This window comes from Pseudomonas sp. D1-1 (genome assembly GCF_051132225.1).
Classification (GTDB): Bacteria; Pseudomonadota; Gammaproteobacteria; order Pseudomonadales; family Pseudomonadaceae; genus Aquipseudomonas.
Genome location: NZ_CP071676.1, coordinates 109,085 through 128,728, shown reverse-complemented (window position 1 = coordinate 128,728; position 19,644 = coordinate 109,085). Strand labels below are relative to the sequence as shown.

Sequence of the window (19,644 nt, the reverse complement as noted above, 5' to 3'; positions counted from 1 at the left end):
CCTGAAGTTGTGGCGGGACCGTTCACTTACGTATCACCACCGCCGTCAGGTTGTCCCTCGCCCGACCGCTCAAAACCCCTGCGAAAAGATGTTCCAATGCTCTGCTCGGGGAAGCCAGGCTCATCGCATCACCGAGCGCTTTTCCGCCAAGGTCCTGATACAAACCGTCGCTGCACAACAAAAACGTATCACCGTAATGAACGTCCAACTCCAGGATTTCCAACGTCAGTTCGTGCGAGGCGCCTACTGCACGGGTCAGCGCCTTCGCCGCGGGGTGAGCATCTGCCTCCTCGAGACTGGCCTGATGCTCGTCGATCAGTTGCTGGCGCAGGGAATGATCCTTGGACAATTGATACAGCTGCCGATCACGCCATAGGTAGCAGCGGCTGTCGCCAGCCCAGATACAAGCGGCACGTTTGCCTTCTAGTAACAGCACCACGACGGTGCTTCCCATGATGCCGAGCGGATTTTCAGCAGTAACTGTCAATTCCTGACTCAGTCTTCGATTGGTCCAGCGCAGGCACTGGCGCACCGCTCTCGAACGCTCATCGATATCTCGATGAATGGGCAGCTCCGCGAGGTTGGCAACTACCAGTTGGCTGGCCATATCGCCGCCCGAGTGGCCGCCCATTCCGTCGGCAACGGCCCAGATTCCCTGCTCCGGACATTCCAGGGAGGCATCCTCGTTACGCGAGCGAACCTTGCCGGGATCGGTACGCGCAGCGCTGCGCCACCTGCCGGAGTGAAGCATCAGAGCTGTACCGGCATCCGGAAGGTACGCAAGGTGCTCATGTCGAAAGGGTTCGGCGTGCGCTGGCTCATCAATAGATAGTTGGCCCGCAGGCCACCGAGATCAGCCTTGAGCACACGCACATCGCGACCGACCAGGTATTCCATCTGCATCAAGTCGAATAAACGAAACAGCGACCAGGGCCCGGTGCTCTTCTCGATGCCAACCCCCTGCCCGCCGACAATCCTGTCCAGTACCAAGGCCGCTCGACCGTCCTGCGCCTCGATTGGCCAGGTGAAAGCGACAGGCTGTATCGGCCCATGCCGGTACTCCAGCGTCTGGTCGCCCAGGCGTAATTCGGATCGGCTGACCGCCGGGTCGAGCGTGTAGGGTTCGAGCTTGAATTGGACTTTTGGCTCGACAGGATCTTCCGCAAAGAAGCTCTGGCGAATGGTATGTGTCGTTGCCATTTGCTCCAGATAGACCCTGGACATGGGCAGGCTCTGGCCATCGACACTGCGCAGACGGTAGTGCCCCGAATGACCACTGACGAACGGCCGCATGTAACGCTCGAAGAACCGATCGACTATGCCTTGGTCCTTGAAAAACTCCCGGAAGTCATTGATCGCGACATCGCTGGCGCTGTGGGCATTGAACGGATACCGCTTGTTGATTGCCTTTGCGTAGAACGTGTAGAGCTCGCTCTGGTAGCGCTGGTTCAGGTATCGATATGAATCATCGAGCACCAGGCGCCAGCTATCCTCTGCAAGCCCGTTGAGCCATCCACTGAGCGGGCGCGGCAAGCGTGCCGACGCGCTACGCAAATTGCTCAGCGCATCTTGCTGAACACCCATGCGATGTCTCGCCAATTCGAAGGCGGCTTGCTCCGGTGCACTCGCGCGGGTCAGAGTGGCCAACTGCGAGTCGACGTCATCAAGAGCGCGCAACGCCAGGATCAGGTCGCCTGCGGGGCCACCTTCAGCGTCCAGCAGACGGTGCAATGGCTCAAAACGCCGTTGTAAGGATTTCTGCCCGACTTCCGGCAGCCTCGCTGCCACGGAGCTGGCGGCTTTGCCAGCGAGGGCGACCGTATGCAAAACGGTACTGCTGCTGTTTCCGATCGTTTGCGTCGCTTCATCCATACGTTCGGCAATGCCTTGGATGCGCGTGTGCTCACGCACCTGCACCAGCAATTGCACCAGAGGCGAATACGCCGACGTCAGCTCTGCCAATTGCCCGGCGGCTTCACTGGTGCTATCAGCCCTTCGCAAGCCGACCCGCCCGATCGCCTCGCTCCAGCGTTCGGCATAGTCACGAAAGTACAATTGCTCCAGTTCGCTCATGAGACGACGCATGTCCATGCCGCTGGGATTCGCACCTTCGCCCAGCACCCAGTTGTCCTGTAGTAGTCCGGTAATCAGCGTCGTGCCTTGGACTGAAAAGTACTGCTCATAACCTTGACGGGTATAGAAGCCCGGAATGATCTGGTCAGTGCCGACCAGCAACGCACCCTGCGGGCCCAGATGTTGGCTGAGACTGTATGGCGGCAGCGGGTTGGCCTGCTCGCGAAGCATTCGGTAAACAACGTCCGCCAGGGACTCACCGCGCAGGATTTTCCGCGCCTGGGCCACCAATGACTCGTCCACCTCATAGGCGAGAGGCACGTCCAATAGACGCTCGAAGTGAGTGTTCAAGCCGTTCTGGATCGCTGGATTGCCGGGATAACGCAGCGACCAATCGCGGGCAAGCCGATCCTTGAGCCATGCCGCGTCGCGTCGCTCGGGCCTGGCCAGCATCAAATACGCGCGCAGACTGTTGAGCAAACGTTCACGGTCACCCAGATTGCCCTGAATATGCTCCTCAAGCATTTTCGCGACCCGAGGCAGGAGTCGCGATTGCAATTCGTGTTCATAGGCGCCAACCACCATGGGGCTGGTTGCATCCCCCTGATATAAACGAATGCGTTCATGCAGTGGCACCGCTTTTTCCGGAGCAAAGACCTGAGTGGCCTCGAAGCGGACATCAAGCGAATCGAGCAGCGCAATCGAGTCGTCGCTGGCCATCGGCGCCAAGCGCAGTTGTTCCCAACGTTGGCCCAACATCCACAAATGTTCCAGACGTTCGTGGTTGGCCGAAAAACCCTGTGCCCACAGCAGCCCGAACAATCCAACGGTCGCCAGCGCTGCGAAATAAACCATACGCTGGTTCCAACGGATACGCCTATGTTCGCTCCGCCCCAAGCGGGCCAGATCGGCTTCGGGAAAAATGACCCGCGTCAGCAAGTGGTGGATAAATCGGGAGTTGATACCTTCGCGAGAGGACCGCGAAAGCTCGCGGCGAGTGCCAGGGCTCGCATCGCCGGGGCTGGCAGCCGCAGCGCCAGGCCGCGAGGCGCAGGTCAAGTAAAAGCCCCGAATTGCGGACGCCTTGCCATTGGAGACTTGCTCGAGCAGCAGACAGAGATGCGTGCCCATCTGCGCCAGTTGCTGGGGAAAATCCAGGATGAGACCACGACGTCCGGCATCTCGCTCCTGATGCAGACGCGTGAGCAACTGACTGTTGAGCCTGTGCAGTAGAGACTCGAATTCGGTTCGCGATACGGTCACATCGTTACCGTGCGGGCCCCGACCAAAACTCGCGCCCAGTACCTGGTCGCTCTCCTCCCGGGTCATCGAGTCGAAGAATTCGTTAAAGCCAGGCACGCAGTCCGCCTTGCTCAGCACGAGGTAGACCGGCATGTCGGCGCGCAGTTGGCGCTGGATATCCTGCAGACGGGCCCGGATATGACTGGCAAGCCGGGCAACCTCATCCTCGCTTCCCAGCAGCACCTCGACAGGCACCGTCAACAGCACGCCATTCAATGGACAATGATGGCGACGCTTGCGCAGCCATTCGAGCAACCCGCTCCAGGCATCAGCATCGACATCTGGATCCGCCTGGGTCAGGTAGCGTCCCGGCGTATCGACCAGCACAGCCTGTTGGGCAAAATACCAATCGCAATGTTGTGTACCGCAAGCGTCTTCCGAGGGATCACGCTCAAACCTGTCGAACGCAAATTCGAGACCCGAACAGGCCAGCAGGCTGGTCTTTCCGCTGGCAGCAGGGCCCATTATCAAATACCAGGGTAAATCATCACGCCAGTACTCGCCGTGGCCGGAATACAGGCTTGAGGTCTTTAACGTTTCCAAAGCCTTCTTGAAGCGCGAGCGCAGCTCGCGGCGCTGATCGTCTATCCTGGTCCGACTGAACGTACGTGGCGAATTGGCTTCGGCTTTCTTCTCGCTTTCCGAGACGCGCTCAGAGTAGAAAACCATGCCCAGTCCCCATGCCAGAAACATCGCGCTGATCGTCAGCAGACGTGCCGTCGGGCTCGCCCAGAACTTGTAATCGGCAACAGCCAGCAACGGTCCGACAAACCACACCAGCAATCCGATAAAAAGCACCAAAGACAGCGTCCAGACCCAAGTCCGACGCAACCAGGCGCCCATTTTCCTGAAAAGCGATTTCATGATACGTCCCTGTTCTACGGCAGCGGCTGAGCGATAACCGGCTCTGGCAATTGATAGGGTTGCAATGCGCTTTGGCGTTGCTCCTGCAGGACCCAGGCGAAGCCCGAATACATCGCTCCCAGACTGACCAGGGCGAAGACCATCACCATCCAGGCGGGGACAATGCGCACCGGGGCGCGGCGAGGAGTAACAAAACCGTCCCCAACATGGGAAAACTGCCGAGGGGGGTCGCCGCGAACGTGCCGGATCGACCGGTAGAGAGCATCGCGCACGCCTTCGAGCTCAAATCCGCCACGGGCATGCATTCCATATTTGCCTTCAAAGCCCAGGGACAGGCACAGGTATGAGAGCTCAAGCATATGCAAATGCTTGACGGGGTCTTTCGATAAGCGATCAAGCAACTGGAAAACTTTTTCGCCGCCGAAAGTCTCGTTGTGAAAACTGCTCAGCAGGCTGATTTGTGACCAGTTGCTTCCCTGCCCCCCAGGCGCAGCCACCACCGCTTCATCGAGCACCGTGCATAACACATAGCGGGCGGCGATCAGCTGGCTTTCCACTACGTTCAACCTCAATGCATGGGCTTCGAAGTCTTTCAAGTCGAGGGCCAGCTCCTGTTTGAGCATATTCAGATCTCCGCGGTCGCGGCCCTGCCTGAGCAGCACCACCCGGGATAACAGCCCGGACGCTGCCGTCACCAACGGATTGAGGCTGGCAACGAACATTTGCGAATGCGGTTGACGAGCGGCATAGATCATCCGCTCGTGCAGATGTTCTACGCGCGGCGGCGTCACGGCATCGGTCAAAGGACCCGAGGCCGGACGCTTTCCCTCAGCATCGAGCAGAACGGTTGTTTCGTCCTGAGGACTTTCCATATCCATTTCGGTCAGTTCCTGATCGCCCAAAAATTCAGTTCAAGCTCGGAAAACTCTCCAGAGACATGGAAGGCAAAGCCAGCTGAGCGCTTCACTTGAGCTAAATCTTCAGCACTGGGTTCGAGGATGAAATAGGCTTTGTTGGCATGGAACGCAATCTGCCGCGGCACTACGGGTAACGGCCTGATCCTGATGCCCGGCAGATGCAGATTGACCAGTTGGCGAATCTGCTCGACCGAACCGATCTTCAGATGCGACGGCAAGCGACGACGCAGCTCTTCACCGTCACAGTCGGCGCTCGCGGCCAATACGAATGAAGCCGAGTCCAACAGCGAAAGATCGTTCACTTGAGAAACAAGGATGCCGTACTGGCGAGCCTGCAATTGCAGTTCGATGGCGTGCTGCTCAAGTACCATCGACAGTACCTGACGGATTGACTGCATCAGGCTTCGGAAGCACTCGCCCTGGTTGCTGTGCTGATACCGATTGTCGAGGGGCGGTCGCTTGCTGTCAGTGGAAAATGTCGCCAACTCTCCCAGCAGGGCCAACAGCATCCGGTATAGCGTTTCGGGTTGAGCCAGCTCCAGTTCCAGTTGATGCCGCAGCAACAACTCGGTGCGGTTGATCAATTGCAACATCATGAAATCGCCGACTTGTGCCCCGCCCGACTTTCCGTAGGAGCGAATTCGCTCGGCGAGGCTTTCGCCCCGGTGGCCCAGCATGCCGATCACTTCCTTGAGACACGACAACAGGTAAGCGGACGACTTGACCTGGATAAACGTAGGCACGAAATCCGAATCGAGCGTGATCGCACCGTCGGGCGTGGTATCAAGCACTTCACAGAGTTTCAGTTTCACAAAAACCTGATCGCCCTGCTGCTCACCCAGCAGAAGACGAAAATCCAGGCGGCCACAGCTGATCTGGCTGCTGGAGGAATCCGCAGCGTTTGAATCAGACACTTGTGCGTCATAGGTGATGTAGCGCGCCAGCACATCCGACTGCTCTGGACGACGAGACTCGATGTGATTGCCCGTTACTAGTGGCAGCGCGAGGTAGATCGGCGTATTGCAGATATTGGACGGGACTTCCAGGACGAGCGGTTCAGCGCTGCCGTCCAACTCGAACAAGCTACCGTCCGGCAGGACACCGGAGGCTCTGTTGACGACCAGTCGTCCCATGTTGAGGAACTGCGCATCGATTTCCAGCGCCAGGAAGCCCCAGGTGTAGCCGCTCAATAGCCGCGTGCGGACCTTCAACTGGTGATCGAAATAGCGGTCGTTGTGCTGCAGATGTTGCGGCCGCAGCAGCATGCCTTCCTGCCAGATGACTTTATCGTGATTCATCGATCACCCACCCTGCCGGCTTTCCAAGACGAGTGGCGATCCCATCCTGATCAAGCGTCAGGCTCGCGTCAGTCACTCGCCCCGCAATGATCGGCAGCGTGTAGCGCCACTTTGCTTGCGGCAGATCACGGTATGCCGCGAGTATCCCGACATAACGACCGCCCCCTGCAATGTCGAGCCGGAGCCTGACGGTTTCGCCGGGACGCAACTCCAGCTCTTCGCTGGCGATCAGGTCAGGTGAAAGAGTTTCCCTGGCACGCTCGTAAAGGCTGAAGAAGTCCGCGTTCTCAAAAGCCACTGGATGCTTGAGCTCAAGCAAGCGCACCACCACGGGAGATGGCCGTCCGTTGAGATCCGGGTTGAGCTGATTGCCGGCGATCAGGGTGAGGTTGAGCTTGGTCATCGTCGAAAACGGTGACAGCGAGGCGCAGCCGGTCATGAGCGTCGAGGTTACGAACGCCAACATCAAAGGCTTGAATAAAGGCACGGTGCTGCGAGACATGTACGTCATCCATGAGAGTCGTTTTGCAGGGTGGAGATCAGGCGAACCTGCTCCTCATAAGCCTTGGCGAAATCCCGGGCCAGCAGTCGCTCGGTCCAGTCGTCGTCCAGGCAAAGCGCCTGGTGATAACGACCATATGCTCGCCAGTAGCGACCATGTGTGCTGATCAGCAGTCGTTGCTCTCGTTCCAGTCGAAGGATCAATTGCCGAGGTGAAAAATGCTCCAGCGTTGCGCGCAAGGTGGCGCGACTGGCGGCGAGCAACGCCACTTGATGAGCCTGAAGATCGCTGAATGCGCTAGCGATGGCATCGGTCGCCGACAACATTCCTGGCGATCTCGGTTGCAATAACATCTGCAGGGCGTCATCGGTGTACTTCAATGGATTTTTCTGGTCGCGTTGAATCTGCGTTGGCGCCAGGCGCAATTCGCTTTTCAACTCCCTACGGGTTCGCACGCTCTGTTGCAGCCCTCGAATGCTTTGCTGGAACAACCGAGCAACATCAATCGCCAGGGCCTCCCGGCCTTCGTTGTCCAAATTGTCGAGATCCATGCCCAGCGCAACGCCGAAGCGTCTCCAGAAATCCTGGCTTACCAGCGCAGCGGGTTCTGACGACAGGTGTAGCTCGGGTTCGCGCGGTGCTTCGACCAGTTCAGGAAGCAGAAGGCTCTCCGTATCCACACGCCCATGGTCCGGGCAACTGGACCCGAACGTGGCCGCCGCACCGGGGTTGATCAGCTCATCAATCCCACAATATGCCCGTTCCTGTTGAACGAGGGTTTTCAGCGGATCAAGATTGAAGAACGCGTCGTCCGGTATGAAGCCGTCGACCGGTACTGAACGGCAGCGGTCTGCAACGCGGCTCGCCGCCCCCTCTACCAGCCGCGCCTGGACAGTGCAGTCGCCCATCACATACACATCCCCATCCTCGATGTGCACTGGCTGCCCCTTGGGTAATCGCATGCCGCTTTTACGATGGGATATGCCGTTGCCACTGGTATCGGTCAGAAAAAACCTGCCCTCCTCGAAACTCACTCGTGCGTGACGCTTGGACAGGAGGCGCTCGCAGTCCGGAATGATCCAGTCGCAATCATCCCCCCGCCCAATCACACCGCCGGACGGCCCGAAAATCTTCCGGCAGAGATCCGGGGTGATGAACTGCCTGGCAGTGAGCATTTCTAAAACGAGTTCCATCGACAACGCTCCTTCGTTCACTGGCCACGACTGACCGCTTGTGGATCACCTAATGGGCGATAATCTTTATCGTCGAATTTATAATTGCCGCTGCAGGCGCCAAGGCCGAACAACACGATGAAAACAAGCAGAACGGTCTGACAGGCACGAACAGGCATCCAGAGCCTCCGGAGACTTGAATAGATGGGAGCCAATGAGGGAGTGGGATTCATACTTCAACATCCCGACGGCTGATTTTCAGCCGGTGCATACGATAGATCAGTGTCCGACGGGGCAAGCCGAGCTCACAGGCAGTGAGCGTCTGGTTACCGAGGTTCTTGCGCAGGCAATCAATTACCAAACTGCGCTCGATTTGCTCCATCCGTTCACGCAGGCTAACGTGGCCCTCTTCGGACAGATCTTTGATGTGCAGGGAAAAATGCTCTTCCAGCAGTTCGGCGCCATCGCACAGCAGCACGGCTCTTTCCACGATGCCTTTGAGCTCGCGTACGTTGCCTGGAAAATCATAGGCCGCCAGGTGAACCAGCGCTGCGTCGGACCAGCGCGGAACGTCTCGTTGCAGGAGTGCGCAGGCCTTGTCAGTGAAGTGTCGCGCCAGTTCAATGATGTCGGGGCCGCGCTGACGTAGCGCGGGCAACTGGATCGGAAACTGTGCGAGGCGGTAATACAAGTCTTCGCGAAACTTGCCCTCGTTCATCAATTGCTTCAGGTCCCGATGGGTAGCGGCAATGATGCGAACATCGATCTTGTGGGTATGGTTGGACCCCAGCGGACGAATCTCGCCTTCCTGCAATACCCGTAGCAGCTTGGACTGGAGAGACAATGGCATGTCACCGATTTCATCGAGCAACAACGTGCCTCTGTCAGCCGCATCGAACAGCCCGGGGCGATCCCGATCGGCACCCGTGAAAGCCCCCTTGCGATAACCGAACAACTCACTTTCCAGCAAATGCTCGGGAACCGCGGCACAGTTCTGAACAATGAATGCCTCCGTGCGGCGCGGACCATGATCATGAAGGGCCTGGGCAACCACTTCCTTGCCAGTCCCGGTCTCGCCACACAACAGCACGGTGTATGGGCTGTTGATTACCTTGCTGACCAACAGGCAGGTCTGACGCATCGCGTCGCTCTTGCCGATCAAACCATAGCGGTTGGCACTTGGCAGGGTAATGGCAACTTGCCGGAGGCCGTCGGCAGGAAGTTGCCTGCACTGCAGCAGGTGCATCTGCCTGAGCGCAAACATCCCCAGATGCCCGAAGGACTCAGCGAACCCCTTCAAGTCGAGATGCTTGACGCTGGCGCAGAGCAACAGTCCGGCGGTGGCGCCTCGCATGTCGACAAGCGGCACGCAGAGCAGTGATTGCCAAGGCGCGGCACGAACCGGCAGGAACGCCGTATCGTGCAAGCTGTCACTCAACGCGCCCAGGCATACCACACGATTCTGGCGCAGGACGTAATGCAACAGTTGTTCATCGTTATAGTCGCAGGACACGCTTGCCCGATCAGGAAATTGCAGCTGCTCTTCGAGACATTCAGCGTACATTTCCAACCGGGCGTGCGTGGTATCCAGAAGGTATAGTTGCGCCACCTCACACGTACTGAGCCGTGCGATGCCCCTGATGAAATCCCCAAGCAGTGATACGTCGTCGCCAGATCGCGACAGGGTTGAAAACTCGGCCAAAAGGGCTTCTGCATAAGCCAGCGGCTGCGGTACCTGCGTGAACATTGCGCTCATCAAGTGAACTCGCACACTACGCTGGCTTGATCATCAAGCGTGGCGTGGACATGCCGCAGCTGTTCATTGTTCGCCATCGCCATGAGCAAGCGGTCGGCCAATCGCGGCATCAGATGAAGATCGAGCAAGTGATCGATAAGCCGCGCGCCGCTGTCGCTGCGGTCACAACGCTCGACCAGCTGGTCCACAAGCTGCGCGCAATAAGTGAATCCCAACTGACGACGTTTCAGCCGCTCGCCCAAGCGAGCCATTTTTATCTCCACGAGCTCACGCAACACCGCACCACTTACCGGGAAGTACGGCACCACACACATCCGCGCCAGCAATGCAGGTTTGAAATGCTGACTGAGCAACGGACGGATAGCTTCTTCGAGATGTTCAGCGCTTGGCCGCGTGTTGTTTTGGCACAATTGACTGATGCATTCACTGCCCAGATTCGACGTCATCAGAATCAGCGTGTTGCGAAAATCGATCTCCCGTCCTTCGCCGTCATTGGCCAGGCCCTTGTCGAAAATCTGATAGAACAGATTCAGCACATCCGGATCAGCTTTCTCAACCTCGTCGAGCAACACAACAGAATAGGGCTTATGCCTGACGGCTTCGGTGAGCATGCCCCCCTCGCCGAACCCGACATAACCCGGTGGCGCGCCGATCAGTCGGGAAACGGTATGTTTCTCCTGGAATTCGCCCATGTGGAGCGTCGTGATAAAACGGTCTCCGCCGTATAGCAAATCCGCCAGGGCCAACGCCGTTTCGGTCTTGCCGACACCGCTCGGGCCCACCAGCAAAAACACACCCGCAGGAGCATCGACCTTGTTCAAGCCAGCAGCGGCCGCCCGCATCGCGCGATCAAGGGCCTGCACGGCTGGTTCCTGCCCCCTGATGCGCGCGCCCAAGTCATCCGCGAAACGGGTGATCCGGCTGTTGTGCTCGCATGCCAGCTGCGACAACGGCACGCCAGTCCATGCGTTGATTACTTCAGCTACCAGGCGTGGACACACTTCAAAGCTGACCAGGCGCTCATCGGCCTGGGCGATTAGCAGCGCATGGTGGGTTTCGTCCAACGCCGCTTCCAGCGTCTCGACTTCCATGACCTGCGACCCATCCTCCCGCGCTCCGACCAATTGCTGGCGTAGTGTTAACAGGCGTTCGGCAAGCACTCGTTGCTCGACCCAACGAGACTCCAGAACCTGGCGCTTTTCTTCAATAGCTTCCAGGTTCACCTCAAGTGTCGCCAATGCCTGGTGATCGATCGGCAACCCGGCCTGTGCATCACGACACAACGCCTGACGTTGTCGCTCGCCTTCGGCCAGTTCTCCACGCAGGCGCTCAAGGCTTCGCGGCGCTGCAGCCAGGCTGATACGCACCCGAGCACAGGCGGTATCCAGCACATCGACGGCCTTGTCCGGCAATTGACGACCGGCCAGATAGCGAGCTGACAACCGCGCCGCGGCGACCACCGCATCATCACGCAGATAGATGCCATGACTCCGCTCATAAACCCGGGCCAACCCACGCAGGATTGTCACCGCATCACTGACGGTCGGCTCGTGTAGTTGCACTGGCTGGAAACGACGTGCGAGGGCCGCGTCGTTTTCGAAGTATTTCTTGTACTCGGCCCATGTCGTGGCCGCAATTGTGCGCAATTCACCTCGGGCCAGCGCCGGCTTGAGCAGGTTGGCCGCGTCTGAACCGCCGGCGCTTCCACCTGCGCCGACCAATGCATGGGCCTCGTCAATGAACAGAATAATGGGAGTGGATGAAGACTTTACGCCGTCGATCACCCCTTTGAGGCGACGTTCGAATTCCCCTTTGATGCTGGCTCCGGCCTGCAGCAGCCCCATGTCCAGCGAAAGGATTTGTACCCCTTCAAGCCCTGACGGCACTTCCCCTGCGGCGATGCGCAACGCCAGCCCCTCGACGATGGCAGTCTTGCCGACCCCGGCTTCACCGACAACGATCGGATTGTTCTTGCGGCGACGCGAAAGGATATCGATCATTTGCCGGATTTCGCCGTCCCGGCATAGCACCGGATCAAGCTTGCCGTCACGAGCCTGCCGGGTCAGGTTATGAGTGAAGCGCTCCAGTAACGAATCGCCCGGCATGGCGGGTTGACTGTCGTTCGTCTGGGACTGTAGGGACAGGGCGAAATCCATCAGCCGCTCGATGCTCAACCGGGCGAGCAACGGCTGGTACCGAGTGCCTGCATGACGAATGGGGTTGCGTAACAACGCCAGGATCAACGCGGCCTCCGTGACACTGCCTTGACCTAGCTCGAGATTCGCCACCAACAACGCATCCTGCAGCCATTGCACCAGCTCAAGGGCAAATACCGGATTACGTGAAGCGCCGTGTTCAGCCCGAGGTTGAAGAACCGAGCTCAACTGGCCTGGACTTATCCCGGCATCCAGCAAGGCACGCACAAGCAAGCTCTGGCTACGTTCCAGCAGGCTCAGCAACAGATCATCCACCAGGATCTTGTCTGCGCCACGATCCGCACATCGCTGCGCCGAGCGCTCCAGATCGCCCCGGGTATCTGCGTCCAGCGCTTGGATAAGTTGCTGAAGATCCACATTGATCATTTCACTCGTTCCTGATGAATGCTGCTGCCGAGGGACACCACGCCGTCGGCGTGTTCAAGCCCCAGCCAACTGGTCCATCCCAGGCGGCAAGTGTTCTGTTCTCCAATACGCAGCTCATGTATTTCCTGCTGGCGCAAGACCAGGCGAATGTCATATTCGAGGGGATCACGCAGGGTGAAGCGCACCAGTGTGCAAAGAGGTTGGTAGCCAACACCGATTGGCAGAAATTCGTGCAGACGTTGCCAGTCCAGTTCGCGAATATGGATCCGGAACTTGCCGCTGCGATCACGAACCCTTTCGCCCAGCACAAGGTCTTCGCTCAACAGGCTATTGGCGCCTCCAAGTCGATTGCGCTGCTCGGCGAGAATCTCGACCCGGCGCTCTACGCACTGTTCCAGGCTTAGCTCGGCGTGCTTGAAGTAATAACGCAGCACCGCTTCGATCAAGGCTGCCGAATGGGCTCGGAGACTCAACAGGCCCAGGTAGGGCAGCAGGCGTTTCCAGTTCAGTTGAGTAGCCTTGCGAATTTCTTCGCCTCCCAGACCGATCAGCGCGAACAGTTGCTCCGAAAACGGGTCCCTAGCGCCAGTCTGGAAACTCTGGTAGTAACGATATTTTCGCCATATCGGCAGCATCAACCGCTGAAGGCGATGGTGGAACACGTCGAGGAACTGGCGAGTCGGATTGCCATCGCCGTCTCCCAACGCCTGCTCGCCATAAAACGCCGGTACCGGTGATCCTGTTCCCACCAGGCCGATCAGGTTGATACTCAGGCGAGCCCGCACCTGCCCATGCTCCTGGAAAAATTCCACGCGCTCGATATCACTGGCCGGAAACCCCAGGCTCGGGTTGGCCTGGAACTCCAACTGGTCATACAGTGCTTCGTCATCCAGCCCGGGATGGGCGCCGCGCAGCCGCTCGATCACCAGTAAGATCGCCTGGAACAACGAATACTCGCGTATACCTCTCGTCAGCGCGCTCATAGAAGCGGCTGCTGGCCCATACGGGGTGTCCATTGGTACACCTCTCCCTGCGTACTGTTTACCCGCAACTGGTGATACGAGTTGAGGCTGGCGTAGAGCGCGAAAAACTCGTTGAGGACGGACGCGAAGACGTACAAATCACCTTCGCCGATATAGCCCTGAGGATTGATCGTCAGCTCTGTACATATGCCGCGAACGGGCAAGCCGTGATGCAGTCGATCAACATGGTGGTGTTCAATCGCCTTCAGGCCGCTCAGCAGAAGCTTGCTGACCTTTTCGGTCTGTTCGTCGTGGTAACGCGGAAAGTCGTAGGTCTCGAGTATTACTTTCAGCGCATTGACGTCCACCAGCGACAGGTAGTTGAGCGACATGTTGCTGATGAGCTTCCAGAGGAAGTCACGATCCAACGGAGGCGCGTAACTCGGCGTAACCGGACCGATATTGCGGAAACCAAGCGACGCCGGGCTCTTGTCGCCCGGTTGATTGATATCACCCGGATTGAGCTGGCGCGGCAGGTTCCGATTGGTGCACATCAACTCGATCGACAGCGTCTCGTGGGTCGGGTTGGGCCGGATGCCGAATCCCAGGCAAGTGTCAAAGCCACCGTGAAGCAACGAGGGCCGTTGGCGAACGCTGTAATAACCGCGATTGCCAGGTACGTCGAAACTGGAATCGTGTTCGAAGGATTCGAAAGGAACGTAGGCTTGGTAACCCAGCCCACCGGGGTTCCAGCCAGTAACGCTTTCGACGGAAAACACGCCGCAGTGTTCAGGGTCGTATCGGGCCGGCAAGAGCAGGTATTCATCCTGCTTCCCATCCAGGCGAATCGGCTGCGCGTCATGTTTGAACAGATTGACGATGGGCGTGCAATAAAGCTTCACGTTATCCAGCGTCGGACGTAACCGCTGATTACCGCTCTTGCCGATGTCGAAACGCAGGTCCAGCCCTCGCATCTGTTTCAGGATGTCTTGCGGCAACGTGTTGAGTACATCGAGGCCATTGACGTCGATGAACAGGAATTTTTCCTGGAACGCGAAATATTCTTGCAGGTAGCGATAGCCGCGAAAGGTGTTCAACGGATAAGGGACCAGCGCGTGCTCGTCGGCGAACCCCACCGGCCGGACTTGGCTGGCGGCGATCCTGAACGTCAGGGGATCACCATTCGCAGCGGTTACGGGACCGCCATCACCGCCCAACGGGATCAGCTCGACATGTTCCAGGTTGCGCATCAGATTGAGGTAGAGCATCTGGCTGATATAACGCTCGCCGGTCAGATGCAGGCGCAAACGGCTTAGCTGCAATTCTCCCAGGTGGCCATCGCAAGTCATCTGCAGACGCAGGCTCAATAACGAGCCGTTTCCCTTTACCGAGTAACCGAGCCCAGTCAGATCCAGCGACAATACCTCGGTCGGGTAACAGGTTCGAAAACGACAGATCACCTCTTTGATCGGCTTGCTCTCCACCGGCGTATCGCGCTCGACCTGCAATGCGGGACCAGCCCGCTGTAGCGGATCAAACTGCAAGATACCGAAGGACGGTAGCGGCCTCATGTAGTTGGGCCAAAGCAGTTGCATCAACGAATGGCTCAACTCCGGCAGTTCGTCATCGAGCTTCTGCCGCAAACGCCCTGTCAGGAACGCGACGCCCTCCAGCAACCGTTCAACATCAGGGTCGCGCCCAGCCTGGCCGAGGAACGGTGCCAGCGCAGGATTGCGCTCGGCAAAACGCTGGCCCAACTGGCGAAGCGCGCTCAACTCGCTCTGGTAATACTGATTGAATGACATATCTATCCTTGAATGACCTTGATCTGGCCATTGCCGTCCAGGCATGCGGAGAAATTCACCGCTCCCCTGAAGCCTTCCACTTCCAGAAAGGCGTCAATGCGAAAAGACAGGCGGAGCTGGTCGGCGTCATTGGGCGCTGAAACGACACAGACATTCCTCAGGCGCGGCTCGTAAGCCTCGATAGAGGCCTGGATCGCACGACAGGCCTGACCACGGGCGTCGTGCAAACTCAGCCGCATATCGTTGAGGTCGGGCAATCCGTAATCGGCTGCGGTTTGTGCGCTGCCCGCTCGGGTGCAAAGCATTTTTGCCAGATGGGCAGCCACGGACGCTCCGGCGCAGGCATCGCGACTCAATCCCGAGCGTGCTTCGGTATCGCCATTCAAGCGTTCGAAAAGGCTGCCGTATCCAGTCATGGCGCGAGCTCCGTTTACTCTTTGTCCAGCTTGCCGACCAGCGACAGGGTGAAATCGGCGCCCATGTACTTGAAGTGTGGGCGGACATTCAGGCTGACGCGATACCAGCCCGGCTCACCCTCCACGTCTGTAACGATGACCTGGGCCGCACGCAACGGCCGCCGGCCACGGACTTCGGAGCTCGGGTTCTCCTGGTCGGCGACGTATTGGCGGATCCACTTGTTCAGCTCCAGCTCAAGGTCGGTGCGTTCTTTCCACGAGCCGAGCTGCTCACGCTGCAGCACCTTCAAGTAATGAGCCAGGCGGTTGACGATCATCATGTAAGGCAGTTGCGTACCGAGCTTGTAGTTCAACTCGCTCGCCTTGCCTTCGGCACTGATGCCAAAGAATTTCGGTTTCTGCACGGAACTGGCGGAGAAGAACGCAGCGTTATCACTACCTTTACGCATGGTCAGTGAGATGAAGCCTTCTTCGGCCAGCTCGTATTCGCGACGGTCGGAAACCAGCACTTCGGTAGGGATCTTGGTTTCGATCTCGCCCATGCTTTCAAAGTGGTGCAATGGCAGATCTTCAACCGCGCCGCCGCTCTGGGGGCCGACGATGTTCGGGCACCAGCGGAACCTGGCAAAGCTATCGGTGAGCCGAGTGCCGAATGCGTACGCCGTGTTGCCCCACAAATAATGCTCATGGTCATTGGCAACGGTTTCCTTGTAGACGAACGATTTGACCGGGTTTTCCTGCGGATCATAGGGTGTACGCAAAAGGAACCGCGGCACGGTAAGGCCTATATAACGTGCGTCTTCCGATTGACGAAAACTTTGCCATTTGGCGAATTGCGGACCTTCAAAATGCCCTTTGAGATCCTTGAGGTCTGGCAGGCCAGTGAAGCTTTCCAGACCAAAAAATCCTGGACCGGCCGCAGCGATGAAGGGCGCATGGGACATGCACGCCACGCTGGCTACGTACTGCATCAGCTTCACATCGGGGGATCCGGGAGACAGGAAATAGTTCGCGATGATCGCCCCGACCGGCTGGCCGCCGAACTGACCGTATTCGGCGGTGTAGATGTGTTTGTACAAACCCGACTGCATGACTTCCGGCGAGTCTTCGAAATCATCCAGCAAATCGTCTTTGGAAATACTGAGCATCTCAATCTTGATGTTCTCGCGAAAATCCGTGCGATCAACCAATAGCTGCAGGCCACGCCACGCCGACTCCAATGCCTGGAAATCGGCGTGATGGAGGATCTCGTCCACCTGGCGGCTGAGCTTGGAGTCGATCTCGGCGATCATGCGGTCAACCATGGCCTTCTTGACTGGCTCGCCGCTGTTCTGCGGCTTGAGAAGCTCTTCGATGAATGCCGACACGCCTCGCTTGGCAATGTCATAGGCGTCGTCTTCAGGCGTCAGGCGCGTTTGAGCGATGATGCTTTCGAGAATGCTGTACTCGCCGCTATCTCGGTGCTGCGCTGCGTGATTATTCATATGGCGACTTCCTTGGCTGAGAGAGAATCAAACGTCCGGGGCTGAGGCAGCCAGGCCCAGTTCATCCAGCACGCGATTGCGGGATGTATCGTCGGCAAGCACGCCTTCGATGGCCTTGCGAAACGCCGGTGCGTTGCCCAACGGCCCTTTGAGTGCCACCAGCGCATCTCGCAGCTCCATCAACTTCTTGAGTTCGGGCACTTGGTCGACCAGGTTCGCCGGGTTGAAATCCTTCATCGAACGCAAGCGCAGTTGTACGGCGAGCTCGTCGGTATCGCTCTCTTGCTGGAGGCGGTTCGGTACGCTCAGGAGCAGGCTCAGCTCTTGCTTGGCCAATACTTCGTCGAAGGTCATCCTGTCGATGCTGATCGGTTTGCGGTCTTCGATCTTGCGTTCGTCCTTGCGATGGATGTAGTCACCGATTGCCAACAGTTTGAGGGGCAGTTCGATCTCTTCCTGGCCCCCTCCGATAGCAGGCTTGAAGGTGACGTTGATGCGTTCCTTGGGGGCGACAGAGCCTTCTTTGGCCATGACTATTCTCCTTGCGATTAGAGGCCTGCAGGCCTATTCGATGACCCGTTCCAGGTCGAGATGACACAACCTGCGGTAGGTTTCATCCTTGCGCTCGCGAACGAGGTGGTTCTGGGGCAATAACTCACAGCAGTGATGCAGCAGATGCAGGACCTGTAGCTCGAGATCGGGCTCCCAGGCATTCAAGCCCGCGTCTTGCAACGCCTGGTTCAGCGCTTCGAGCTGGACCTTGGCAAGCTCGTATTTCTTGGCCGAGAAGCACAAGCGAGCCAATGAGAATCGCCAAAGGAAAAGCGCCCGCGCACCCTCAGCGGTTTGCATCCCTTGCCTGAGAAACTGAACGGCAGGCTTGAGGCCGTCCACGGTCAGTATTGATCCGGCTTCTTCCAGGGCCAGCTCCCAAGGCGCCTGGTTATCGATGGTCTCGACTCGTGGCGCAGTGTTGGGGCGTTCCAGGCGAGGCATGACCTGCGCAGCGATCCAGGCCCGGGTGGCCGGGTCGGCGAACGGCTCGCCGTCGTGCCAGCGCAGCTCGACGACGCCCGGAAGGCGATGGATGAATAATGCGAAATGGACCTCTACCTCGCGCATGGCCGATTCGGCATTCAACCCTTGAAGACACTCCCATGCGAGCCGCTGACCGTCGAACCAGAACGGCGCCTTTGTCAGGCTGGTCTCGATCTCTACCAGCAGGTCCGCGTACTCGCCCCGCTCGCGTCTGTCCTGATAAGCCTTGAGCTTATCCACCGGAAGCCTGCGTAGCTGGGTAACCTGTTCGGCATTGCGCTCCGGCACCGCGTCGATGCCCAACCAGAGCAAGGTGCGGTTGAGGCGCAGCGCGCGCGCATCCGTCACTTTTTGCTTGAGCCACCAGGCGCATAACGTACGAGCGCTCTCCTGCTGAGCCCGCAACACCTTGTGGGCATCCCTTTCGTTTTCGATCGGAGCACCGGAAGCGAGCAGTTGGGTAGCGGCTTGCTTTACTTGAGCCACCATCGTCCCGACAGATCCAGGCTGCGGCTGGCCACTGGTCACACGCTGGATCATGCCCTTGAGACGTCGGCACAGCGGCAATACCAAAGGCGCGTCATTGCCGAGATGAGTGGTGAAGACGGCATCAAGGTCTTCAAGTTGTTCTGCCAGATGACGGAACAACGGCAGTTGCTTGCCTATCGCGACATCTTCACTTAACGCCTGCTCCAGGCGAGGCACCAACCAATGAAAACTGGCGGCACGGGTTCGGGTCTTGACCGGGTGGAGCTCAAGCCAATGGTTCTTGCACAGGTGTCGCAAAAGCCCGAGGCCGGCTAGCAACCCTTGGAACGACTCACGCTGGTACAACGCCCAGGTCAGCCAGGCGGCCACTCGCAAATCTTTTGACTGGGTACGCAGCAGGGCTTCACTTTTTTCAAGGACCTTCAGCCAGTCGATCTGGCCGTTCTCATGCATCGACTGGGCTTTGCCGAGCTCGCGTTCCAAAACTTCATATTCATCTGAAAAACGCACATCTACCCCCGCGAAGTTTTCGCTGGAAACGGGACAACTGGCAAGGACCAGATAATGGGCAGAGAGTTTTTCAGAGTAAGACATGTATGCCTTCAAAATTTGCTCAGCTTTATTAATCCGCGGCAAGCCATCAACACTAGTTTTGACGTAACCGTCAGAATTTTTTCATCAGCGATAACTTATGCAAGCGGATTTGGCTCATGCACCGCTATCCGTTCGACGCGAAGCATGCCAAGGTTCTAAAAATAAAAATGTAGGAAACTTCTCTAAATACGGTATTAATCAAAGAAATCTTTAGCACTCAAACTACAACCCCTAGAGCCCTACTATTTTTTTCTAACTTTTAACATACCCATTCGAAGCAGAATTGAGACGAATGATTTCTACCTACGCTTAATTTAGAAAATTCTTACATACCCGTCTTTTTTCATCGTAATGGAGTGCGGTAGTCCTCTGGCTTGCTTCAATGAAGGG

The 19,644-nt window shown here is 57.8% G+C and carries 15 protein-coding genes; all 15 read right to left on the bottom strand.

Annotated features, from left to right (window positions below; translation table 11 throughout):
- Nucleotides 1–22: 22 nt before the first annotated feature.
- The 15 genes from J3P86_RS00525 to tssA are packed head-to-tail and all read right to left on the bottom strand — an operon-like array spanning nucleotide 23 to nucleotide 19,254.
- Nucleotides 23–751, bottom strand: a complete 729-nt coding sequence (locus J3P86_RS00525) for a PP2C family protein-serine/threonine phosphatase (protein ID WP_434699220.1) — start codon at nucleotides 749–751, stop codon at nucleotides 23–25.
- Nucleotides 751–4,239 carry a type VI secretion system membrane subunit TssM gene (gene tssM / locus J3P86_RS00520; protein ID WP_434699219.1) on the bottom strand — a complete coding sequence of 1,163 codons (3,489 nt, stop codon included), beginning with the start codon at nucleotides 4,237–4,239 and terminating at the stop codon, nucleotides 751–753. The genes J3P86_RS00525 and tssM overlap by 1 nt, the downstream gene beginning before the upstream one ends.
- A 14-nt stretch (nucleotides 4,240–4,253) precedes the next feature.
- Nucleotides 4,254–5,117, bottom strand: a complete 864-nt coding sequence (gene icmH / locus J3P86_RS00515; RefSeq protein ID WP_434626731.1) for a type IVB secretion system protein IcmH/DotU — start codon at nucleotides 5,115–5,117, stop codon at nucleotides 4,254–4,256.
- A 5-nt stretch (nucleotides 5,118–5,122) separates the two neighbouring features.
- Nucleotides 5,123–6,454 (bottom strand): type VI secretion system baseplate subunit TssK, encoded by a 1,332-nt coding sequence (gene tssK, locus J3P86_RS00510; RefSeq protein WP_434626733.1) that lies wholly within the window; start codon nucleotides 6,452–6,454, stop codon nucleotides 5,123–5,125.
- Nucleotides 6,441–6,956 (bottom strand): type VI secretion system lipoprotein TssJ, encoded by a 516-nt coding sequence (gene tssJ, locus J3P86_RS00505; protein WP_434626735.1) that lies wholly within the window; start codon nucleotides 6,954–6,956, stop codon nucleotides 6,441–6,443. Before tssJ ends, tssK begins: the two co-directional genes overlap by 14 nt.
- 5 nt (nucleotides 6,957–6,961) lie before the next feature.
- On the bottom strand, nucleotides 6,962–8,149 hold the full coding sequence (gene tagH / locus J3P86_RS00500; protein WP_434699218.1) for a type VI secretion system-associated FHA domain protein TagH: 1,188 nt from the start codon (nucleotides 8,147–8,149) through the stop codon (nucleotides 6,962–6,964).
- Between the two features lie 17 nt (nucleotides 8,150–8,166).
- Nucleotides 8,167–8,307 (bottom strand): type VI secretion protein, encoded by a 141-nt coding sequence (locus J3P86_RS00495; RefSeq protein ID WP_305497665.1) that lies wholly within the window; start codon nucleotides 8,305–8,307, stop codon nucleotides 8,167–8,169.
- Nucleotides 8,308–8,357: 50 nt separating this feature from the next.
- Nucleotides 8,358–9,875, bottom strand: coding sequence for a sigma-54 interaction domain-containing protein (locus J3P86_RS00490; RefSeq protein ID WP_434700692.1), 1,518 nt, complete (start codon nucleotides 9,873–9,875; stop codon nucleotides 8,358–8,360).
- 8 nt (nucleotides 9,876–9,883) lie between these two features.
- Nucleotides 9,884–12,466 carry a type VI secretion system ATPase TssH gene (tssH, locus tag J3P86_RS00485; RefSeq protein ID WP_434699217.1) on the bottom strand — a complete coding sequence of 861 codons (2,583 nt, stop codon included), beginning with the start codon at nucleotides 12,464–12,466 and terminating at the stop codon, nucleotides 9,884–9,886.
- The gene (tssG, locus tag J3P86_RS00480; protein WP_434626741.1) at nucleotides 12,463–13,482 is read right to left on the bottom strand and encodes a type VI secretion system baseplate subunit TssG; all 1,020 of its coding nucleotides are present in this window, start codon (nucleotides 13,480–13,482) and stop codon (nucleotides 12,463–12,465) included. The genes tssH and tssG overlap by 4 nt, the downstream gene beginning before the upstream one ends.
- The gene (tssF, locus tag J3P86_RS00475; RefSeq protein ID WP_434626743.1) at nucleotides 13,446–15,233 is read right to left on the bottom strand and encodes a type VI secretion system baseplate subunit TssF; all 1,788 of its coding nucleotides are present in this window, start codon (nucleotides 15,231–15,233) and stop codon (nucleotides 13,446–13,448) included. Before tssF ends, tssG begins: the two co-directional genes overlap by 37 nt.
- Nucleotides 15,234–15,235: 2 nt before the next feature.
- Nucleotides 15,236–15,649 (bottom strand): type VI secretion system baseplate subunit TssE, encoded by a 414-nt coding sequence (gene tssE / locus J3P86_RS00470; RefSeq protein ID WP_434626745.1) that lies wholly within the window; start codon nucleotides 15,647–15,649, stop codon nucleotides 15,236–15,238.
- Nucleotides 15,650–15,663: 14 nt separating this feature from the next.
- The gene (gene tssC / locus J3P86_RS00465) at nucleotides 15,664–17,133 is read right to left on the bottom strand and encodes a type VI secretion system contractile sheath large subunit (RefSeq protein WP_434699216.1); all 1,470 of its coding nucleotides are present in this window, start codon (nucleotides 17,131–17,133) and stop codon (nucleotides 15,664–15,666) included.
- Nucleotides 17,134–17,160: 27 nt separating this feature from the next.
- Nucleotides 17,161–17,664, bottom strand: a complete 504-nt coding sequence (tssB, locus tag J3P86_RS00460) for a type VI secretion system contractile sheath small subunit (RefSeq protein WP_434699215.1) — start codon at nucleotides 17,662–17,664, stop codon at nucleotides 17,161–17,163.
- Nucleotides 17,665–17,697: 33 nt separating this feature from the next.
- Complete coding sequence (tssA, locus tag J3P86_RS00455) at nucleotides 17,698–19,254, bottom strand: type VI secretion system protein TssA (protein WP_434700691.1); 1,557 nt, start codon at nucleotides 19,252–19,254, stop codon at nucleotides 17,698–17,700.
- Nucleotides 19,255–19,644: the final 390 nt, after the last annotated feature.

What these genes read in the sequence shown, in the direction of transcription:
- icmH (WP_434626731.1), bottom strand. Translation starts at nt 5,117, where the DNA reads ATGGATATGGAAAGTCCTCAGGACGAAACAACCGTTCTGCTCGATGCT.
- J3P86_RS00495 (WP_305497665.1), bottom strand. Translation starts at nt 8,307, where the DNA reads ATGCCTGTTCGTGCCTGTCAGACCGTTCTGCTTGTTTTCATCGTGTTG.
- tssA (WP_434700691.1), bottom strand. Translation starts at nt 19,254, where the DNA reads ATGTCTTACTCTGAAAAACTCTCTGCCCATTATCTGGTCCTTGCCAGT.
- tssE (WP_434626745.1), bottom strand. Translation starts at nt 15,649, where the DNA reads ATGACTGGATACGGCAGCCTTTTCGAACGCTTGAATGGCGATACCGAA.
- tssM (WP_434699219.1), bottom strand. Translation starts at nt 4,239, where the DNA reads ATGAAATCGCTTTTCAGGAAAATGGGCGCCTGGTTGCGTCGGACTTGG.
- J3P86_RS00525 (WP_434699220.1), bottom strand. Translation starts at nt 751, where the DNA reads ATGCTTCACTCCGGCAGGTGGCGCAGCGCTGCGCGTACCGATCCCGGC.
- tssJ (WP_434626735.1), bottom strand. Translation starts at nt 6,956, where the DNA reads ATGTCTCGCAGCACCGTGCCTTTATTCAAGCCTTTGATGTTGGCGTTC.
- tssK (WP_434626733.1), bottom strand. Translation starts at nt 6,454, where the DNA reads ATGAATCACGATAAAGTCATCTGGCAGGAAGGCATGCTGCTGCGGCCG.
- tssH (WP_434699217.1), bottom strand. Translation starts at nt 12,466, where the DNA reads ATGATCAATGTGGATCTTCAGCAACTTATCCAAGCGCTGGACGCAGAT.
- tssB (WP_434699215.1), bottom strand. Translation starts at nt 17,664, where the DNA reads ATGGCCAAAGAAGGCTCTGTCGCCCCCAAGGAACGCATCAACGTCACC.
- tssC (WP_434699216.1), bottom strand. Translation starts at nt 17,133, where the DNA reads ATGAATAATCACGCAGCGCAGCACCGAGATAGCGGCGAGTACAGCATT.
- tagH (WP_434699218.1), bottom strand. Translation starts at nt 8,149, where the DNA reads ATGGAACTCGTTTTAGAAATGCTCACTGCCAGGCAGTTCATCACCCCG.
- J3P86_RS00490 (WP_434700692.1), bottom strand. Translation starts at nt 9,875, where the DNA reads ATGTTCACGCAGGTACCGCAGCCGCTGGCTTATGCAGAAGCCCTTTTG.
- tssG (WP_434626741.1), bottom strand. Translation starts at nt 13,482, where the DNA reads ATGGACACCCCGTATGGGCCAGCAGCCGCTTCTATGAGCGCGCTGACG.
- tssF (WP_434626743.1), bottom strand. Translation starts at nt 15,233, where the DNA reads ATGTCATTCAATCAGTATTACCAGAGCGAGTTGAGCGCGCTTCGCCAG.